General features: G+C 56.9%; 6 protein-coding genes and 1 tRNA gene. 2 read left to right on the top strand and 5 right to left on the bottom strand.

The annotated features are described in order from the left end of the window. Window positions 1-243: 243 nt before the first annotated feature. The 3 genes from QWY83_RS11705 to QWY83_RS11695 all read right to left on the bottom strand — a co-directional run bounded on the left by QWY83_RS11705 (window position 244) and on the right by QWY83_RS11695 (window position 3,295). On the bottom strand, window positions 244-1,419 hold the full coding sequence (locus QWY83_RS11705) for a DUF6538 domain-containing protein (RefSeq protein WP_249945753.1): 1,176 nt from the start codon (window positions 1,417-1,419) through the stop codon (window positions 244-246). A gap of 103 nt (window positions 1,420-1,522) precedes the next feature. Further along, window positions 1,523-1,598 (bottom strand) — tRNA-Thr (locus QWY83_RS11700). Between the two features lie 41 nt (window positions 1,599-1,639). Further along, on the bottom strand, window positions 1,640-3,295 hold the full coding sequence (locus QWY83_RS11695) for an ABC transporter permease (protein ID WP_249945754.1): 1,656 nt from the start codon (window positions 3,293-3,295) through the stop codon (window positions 1,640-1,642). Window positions 3,296-3,345: 50 nt separating this feature from the next. Between QWY83_RS11695 and QWY83_RS11690 the strand changes: the two genes are divergently transcribed. After that, window positions 3,346-4,254 carry a hypothetical protein gene (locus QWY83_RS11690; RefSeq protein WP_249945755.1) on the top strand — a complete coding sequence of 303 codons (909 nt, stop codon included), beginning with the start codon at window positions 3,346-3,348 and terminating at the stop codon, window positions 4,252-4,254. Between the two features lie 39 nt (window positions 4,255-4,293). Here QWY83_RS11690 and QWY83_RS11685 read toward each other — a convergent pair whose 3' ends face one another. Further along, entirely contained in the window at window positions 4,294-4,542 is a 249-nt protein-coding gene (locus tag QWY83_RS11685) for a DUF2312 domain-containing protein (RefSeq protein ID WP_067548171.1), read from the bottom strand. A 121-nt stretch (window positions 4,543-4,663) separates the two neighbouring features. Here QWY83_RS11685 and QWY83_RS11680 point away from each other — a divergent pair, with 121 nt between their 5' ends. Continuing rightward, on the top strand, window positions 4,664-4,879 hold the full coding sequence (locus QWY83_RS11680) for a hypothetical protein (protein ID WP_105235596.1): 216 nt from the start codon (window positions 4,664-4,666) through the stop codon (window positions 4,877-4,879). On the opposite strand, the gene QWY83_RS11675 is transcribed toward QWY83_RS11680, so the two are convergent. Then, the gene (locus QWY83_RS11675) at window positions 4,876-6,213 is read right to left on the bottom strand and encodes an enoyl-CoA hydratase/isomerase family protein (RefSeq protein WP_249945756.1); all 1,338 of its coding nucleotides are present in this window, start codon (window positions 6,211-6,213) and stop codon (window positions 4,876-4,878) included. The genes QWY83_RS11680 and QWY83_RS11675 overlap by 4 nt on opposite strands. Between the last annotated feature and the right edge of the window lie 106 nt (window positions 6,214-6,319).

Genomic DNA, 6,319 nt, shown 5'->3' with positions numbered 1-6,319 from the left:
GACCAAGATGTGCCGTATTGTGATGAACTACGGATTAGCCTATGTAATGAAATCAGAGTGTTAGCAGATTTGTTGTGCCTGTAACGGGAATAGAACACAAAGTCTAACCGTGTGGGGGCACCACTTTAAGCAGAACATGCCCAGCGCATTTGATGCTTAACTATCTGGAAACACTCAAAGATTTAACTTCGCCTCACCATGGCGATTGCATTGAGTGATGACCTTTTGAAAGTCAGACACCGTTCAAGTCAAAACAACTGCCTGCATGTACTGCTGAAGCTGTTCGAGTTCATACCCACGACCATATCCCTGCCCTACGCTATCGTGCGACCATCCCCCTAGCTGATCCACCATCTCAGTCTGACAGCTAACTGCTCTCAGCCTGTCACGCATAGAGTGACGGAAGCTATGCATTGAGCATCCTTCACCGACATATGGCTTCAACCACTTATTCAGAGCGCTACTGGCGGAGTTCGCATTGGTTTGACCCTTCTTATTGTACCTCGGGAAAGCAGGTCCTTTTGCATCGCTACAAGTCTCCACAATGCGCTGGGCAGCCCAGAGTGATGCACCAACGAGAGGCACAATACGCTTACTGCCAGAGGTCTTCAGGCCACGGTAACTATTGGGTTCAATGACGACGTGCGGAACAGGCTGATCCAGCTTCAGATCAGACACCATTGCACCTGCTGCTTCAGCTAGTCGTAACCCTGTGTCACTGATTAAAGCCACCAGCCAACGAGCTTCATCATCAAGCTCTTTGCACTTTGCTTGCACAACACGAATGTCCTGCACCGCAACAGGCTGACGTTCTGACACCCCAGCAGACCTATCATGGTACACACGAGTGAAAGGGTTCTTCAGATCAAGTGCATGTTCAGAGTTCACAAAGTTGAACACAGCCACAACGCTATTGAAGATACGAGTGATACTGGACCCTGCTAAACCACGAGCAATCAGACTGTCACGGAAAGCCAGAGCATCACTACGAGTGTACTCATGCAGTTGCTTCAAGCCACAAGCATCAACAAGGTAGCCACAGGTTCGATGTGCAGCAGCATGGAAGGTCTTGGGCTTACCAGCACCCTTGAGCGACAGGTACGTCTCAACAGCTTCCGTTAAGCACATGCTCTGCATCACCTGAGGTGCAGCACTGCTCGGCGCAAAGGAAACGCTCTTCTGTTTCAGCAAATGCTTTCCAGGTAACTCTGCATGGGCCAGCCGCATGTGAGACCAGTGTTCATCCAGTTTAGCTGCCAACATCACAGCCCGTGTTCGAGCTATGGAGTACTGCTTTGTGTGCAGCGACTGAACGACTCGTGGATAGCTGTAATGTTCAACTAAGTCGTTAGGCACACGTCTCGAGAAGTAGTAATAACCTTCACGGTTAAACGTATATGGGACACTTTTGGTCTGCATTCTGGTCATCACTCAATGCAATCGCCATGGTGAGGCGAAGTTAAATCTTTGAGTGTTTCCAGATAGTTAAGCATCAAATGCGCTGGGCATGTTCTGCTTAAAGTGGTGCCCCCACACGGACTCGAACCGCGGACCTACTGATTACAAATCAGTTGCTCTACCAGCTGAGCTATAGGGGCACGGGGGGCCTGATAACGAGTCGTTGCGAGGTGCGCAAGACCTATCGGTTCGCTCGTGCAAGAAGAGCGACCGCGAAGAGGCCGACGAGTGTGATGACGAGGGCTGCGGGGGCGGCTTGGGTCAGGTTTTCGAGGCTGGCTTTTTCGTGCACACGTGTTGCTAAGGTATTGTAATTAAACGGCCTTAACAGAAGTGTGGCAGGCAGTTCTTTGACGCAATCCACAAAAACCAAGAGGAGCGTAGAGCCGATAGAGGCCCGCACGAGCGGCAAATAAATTTGTTTCAGCACGCCACCCGCAGTCTGGCCGAGCGATCGCGCCGCCATCGGAAGGCTGGGCGACACACGGCCCAATGCGGCGTCGGCAGCGCCTTGGGCGATTCCGAAGAAACGGACCACATAGGCAATGACCAGCGCTGCAGCTGTGCCCGTCAGCAAAAGGCCCGGATCCCAGCCCGTGAGGGCCAGCACGCCGTCGGCGAGTTTGTTATCAAAGACTGCTAATGGCACCAGAATACCGAGGCCCAGAACGGCCCCTGGTGCGGCATAGCCAATCGCAGTGACGGGCATTAGAAGGCGCGGCAGCGACTTGCCCGAGAGACGGACGCCATAAACCATCAAAACGCCGCCGATCACGGTGAGAACTGCCGCTATCCCTCCGACGACCAGCGTGTGGGTAAAGGCACGGATCAGCCCCGGATCAACCCATTGGCCCGCGTTAAAAGCGTGGCTCGACAGGACGACGACGGGCAGGATGAAGCCCAGCGTCAGCGGGATCATACAGGCCAAGGTCGCGATCCATTTGCCGAACCCCGTCAGGGCGACGGCCTCGACAGGGCGCTGACCACGGGCGGAGGTAAAGAAACGGCTCCGACGGCGCGAGATTTTTTCGAGCGTGACGAGGAGCACGATAAGCCCGAGCACGAGGATCGAGATTTGCGCAGCGCCGCCAAGGTTGCCTCCCTGTAGCCATGTGGTGAAAATCCCTGTGGTCAGGGTTTGGACGGCGAAATAATCCACCGTGCCGAAATCATTCACGGTCTCCATCATCGCGACCGCACAGCCCGCCGCGATAGCAGGGCGCGCGAGGGGCAAGCCCACCCGCCAGAACCGCCTCAAGGGGCCAACGCCCAACGCACGGGCGACCTCGTATCCAGCGCCCGATTGTTCGCGGAACGCAGCGCGGGCCAAAAGGTAGACGTAGGGGTAGAGCGAGGCAGAGAGCACCAGAACCGCCGCCCAGCGAGTGCGGATAGCGGGGAACCAGTAGTCCGTTGGACGGGTCCAGCCGAATAGCTCTCTCAATGTCGTTTGCACGGGGCCCGCGTATTCCAGAAGGTCCACAAGCGCATAGGCCCCCACGTAGGCAGGCACAGCCAAAGGCATCAAAAGCGCCCATTGCAGCCACTGACGACCGGGGAAACGATACATGACGACGAGCCACGCCGCCCCTGCCCCGACCGCTGCGGTGATCAACCCGACCGATCCCATCAGGATCAGCGTGTTGCTCAGGTAGCGGGGCAATGTGGTGCGCAAGAGATGCGGCCAGATGTTGTCTGTCGGTGTGACCGCAAACCAGACGACCGCGAGGATCGGCATCAGCACCAAAGCCGCGATGATCAACGCGCCAACAGACCACCTGTCGATCAGGTGACGGCGCTTTGCGGTTGCTGATATCTGACTAGTTTGCTCGGACATAAATGATCGCCTATCCGAAAGCGGTTTCCCTGTCCAGAAAAGCCCTTATATTGGGGCAACAAAAAGCAGAACAGAAAGACGACATGGAAATCGCGGTTCATATCGGCGCCAGCTGCACGGATGACGAGCGGCTTATCAAAAGCTTGCTCAAAAATGCGGACAGCTTTGCGCAACAGGGCGTGATCGTGTCGCAACCGAACCGCTATCGTCGTCTGCTGCGGGAAACCATGCACAACCTTCAAGGTCAGGTCCCCGCCGCAGAAACGCGCGACATTCTGATTGATGCGATCCTTGAGGACCAAGAGGGCCACCGCGTTGTCCTCAGCAATCCGGATTTCATCTGCGTGCCGAACCGTATCTTTGAAGGTGGGGAGTTCTATTCGCTCGCCTCTGCCAAGGCGCAGACGCTGCGCGACCTGTTCCCACGTGATCAGGTGTCGCTCTATATCGGCATCCGCAACCCAGCGACGTTCTTGCCCGAGGCGCTCAAGGCGTCCAAGGCAGAGACGCTGGATGATTTCATGCGAGGCGCGCGACTGGATCAGGTGCGCTGGTCCGATGTGATTGAACGGCTTCTCGATAATGCGCCCGGTATTCCTGTGACCGTTTGGTGCAACGAGGACATGCCGTTTATCTGGGCGCAGCTCATTCGCGAGGTGTCGGGCGTTGATCCGATGACTCGGATCACGGGGGGCTTTGACCTCTTGCAGACGATCATGAGCCGCGAAGGGATGCACCGCTTTCTGGCCTACATCAAATCGCATCCGCCCCAGACCGAGGCGAAAAAGCGCAAAGTGATCGCCACCTTCCTAGAACGGTTCGCCCTAGAGGATCAGATCGTCGAAGATATCGAGATTGAAGGCTGGACCGATGATATGGTCGAACATATCACCGCCGCCTACGAGGACGATCTGGAACTGATCGCCCAAATGCCAGGTGTGAAGTTTATTCAACCCTAGCGGCAAACGTCAGGGCGGCATGTGGCCGCCCCGCACGGATTACATGCCCAAAGCAGCCTTATACATGTCGAGGATCGCTTCCTCTTCGGCGATGTCGTTTGCATCGCGTTTGCGCAGCGAAATGACCTTGCGCATGACTTTGGTGTCGTAGCCACGACCCTTGGCTTCAGCCATCACTTCTTTGATGCTGTCAGCGATGTCTTTCTTTTCGGCTTCCAGACGTTCGACGCGTTCAATGAACTGGCGCAGCTCTTGGCTTGCAACGCTTTCGGTGACGGAATCGGACATAGGAGCTCCTTCATTTCGGGTTGGGCGCAATCCCTAACCCCTGCCCCGCCGCTTGCCAAGACCCTTGCCAAGCTCATATCCCCGCGTTAGGCGAAACCCCGCAACACAGAGGGAGACGACGATGGACCTGCTGATCTGGATCGGTGCCGCAATCACGGCAATTGGTGTCTGCGGCTTGCTGTGGACCGTGGTTCTGGTGCGCGCTGCGAAAAAAGCGGCGACCGATGACGACGACCTTCGCAAACGTCTGGGCAAGGTGATCCCGATCAACCTTGGTATGCTGCTGTTGTCTGTGATGGGCCTGATGGCTGTGATCCTCGGGATCAGCCTCGGTTAAGGGCGCTGGACGCTGATCGCGTCAAAGCCCATCAGATATTTCGCCGCTTCATCCATCATGCGCGGCACAGTCCACACAGGGCTTTCAACCTGCCAGTCGCGCATCTTTTCGCGCAGGTGAACGATCCCGATTTCACGAGCGGCATGCATAGGGCCGCTGTGCCAGCGCGGGAAACCCATCCCGATCACGGCCACCGCATCAATATCCGCCGCACGCCGTGCAAGGCCGTCTTGGAGGATGCGCCCACCCTCGCCTGCGATCGCACCGATCAGACGTTCGGTGATCTCTGTCCGATCCTGCGGCGACACTTGCTCTGGCTCGGCACCGAAGTGACCTTGGGCAAAACCGTAATCGATCATCACCGCGTCAATCGCCCCCTTTGATCGACCCATCGCGAACATCATTTCCGCCGCGATGACCTGCGACCGCCGCAGACGTTTCAAAATATCCTGCGCTTTTGGCCCGAGAACCCGCCGCCGCGTCTCTGCATCTCGAGTCACCATGTCGGCGGGCAATTGATGCTCTGCTGCAAACAAACGGCGCAGGGCAATGGATTGCGGATCGGCAAGGGATTGCTGCCAACGTTCCTCTTCGAACTCTAGCCCGATATCAAACGGCAACATCGCTGCCGCCTCAACCGCATCAATATAGAGCGCTTTCACACGCAACGGATCACGCTCGGTCGTTTTGCGGGCCTTGGCGATGGCGTCGAAATATTTCGGATCACGCAGCCCCTTGGTCATGTCACGCACGCGGCGCAGCGGGGATTTATGGGTGATCAGGTGTTCGGCAAATTGCAGCGTTGCCGCACGGATGCCACCCGTCACAATCCCGTCGATGAGGCCTGACAGTTTCGCCTGCTCTGCCGTAACGGGCCTGCCGCTGAGCAATATATCCAACGCACTCGCCGCCCCGACAAGGCGCGGCAAGCGCTGGGTCGCACCAGCAGGCGACAACAGTCCCAAAGACGCCTCCGGCAAGGCGAGCTTACAGGAAGCTTCAGCCAATCGGTAATGCGCGGCGAGCGCCAATTCGACGCCCCCAGACAGAACCATTCCGCGCAGACCAGCAATCACAGGCACGGGCAGGTTTTCGATCTTTTGGCAAATCGTCCGCAGCGACGGCGCATCGTCGAGCTTATCCATCTGCCGCACATCAACGCCCGCGCAGAAGGTATCGCCCTCGCCCGTGATGGAAACGGCCATCACATCGTCGCGCAGGGCCAACTGATCCAGCAGATGGTCAAGTTCAACGCGCAACGCATGGGTCAGCGCATTCACAGGCGGAGAGGCAAGCACAATGACCGCAACGCCATCGCGCACTCGGAATTTCACTAAATTCGACAAACTGCCCAAGTCCTACTCACCGACTGCTCTGCCAGACTTTGGGCCCGCGCAGAGGCAAAGAGCAAGCCTTTGCCGCCGTTTCAGGTGTAAAAAC

Source organism: Marivivens donghaensis, from assembly GCF_030410045.1.
GTDB classification, from domain to species: domain Bacteria; phylum Pseudomonadota; class Alphaproteobacteria; order Rhodobacterales; family Rhodobacteraceae; genus Marivivens; species Marivivens donghaensis.
This window is presented reverse-complemented; position numbering and strand designations above follow the sequence as displayed.

Coding starts and splice junctions, on each gene's coding strand:
- QWY83_RS11705 (WP_249945753.1), bottom strand. CDS start 1,419: ATGCAGACCAAAAGTGTCCCATATACGTTTAACCGTGAAGGTTATTAC.
- QWY83_RS11695 (WP_249945754.1), bottom strand. CDS start 3,295: ATGTCCGAGCAAACTAGTCAGATATCAGCAACCGCAAAGCGCCGTCAC.
- QWY83_RS11685 (WP_067548171.1), bottom strand. CDS start 4,542: ATGTCCGATTCCGTCACCGAAAGCGTTGCAAGCCAAGAGCTGCGCCAG.
- QWY83_RS11680 (WP_105235596.1), top strand. CDS start 4,664: ATGGACCTGCTGATCTGGATCGGTGCCGCAATCACGGCAATTGGTGTC.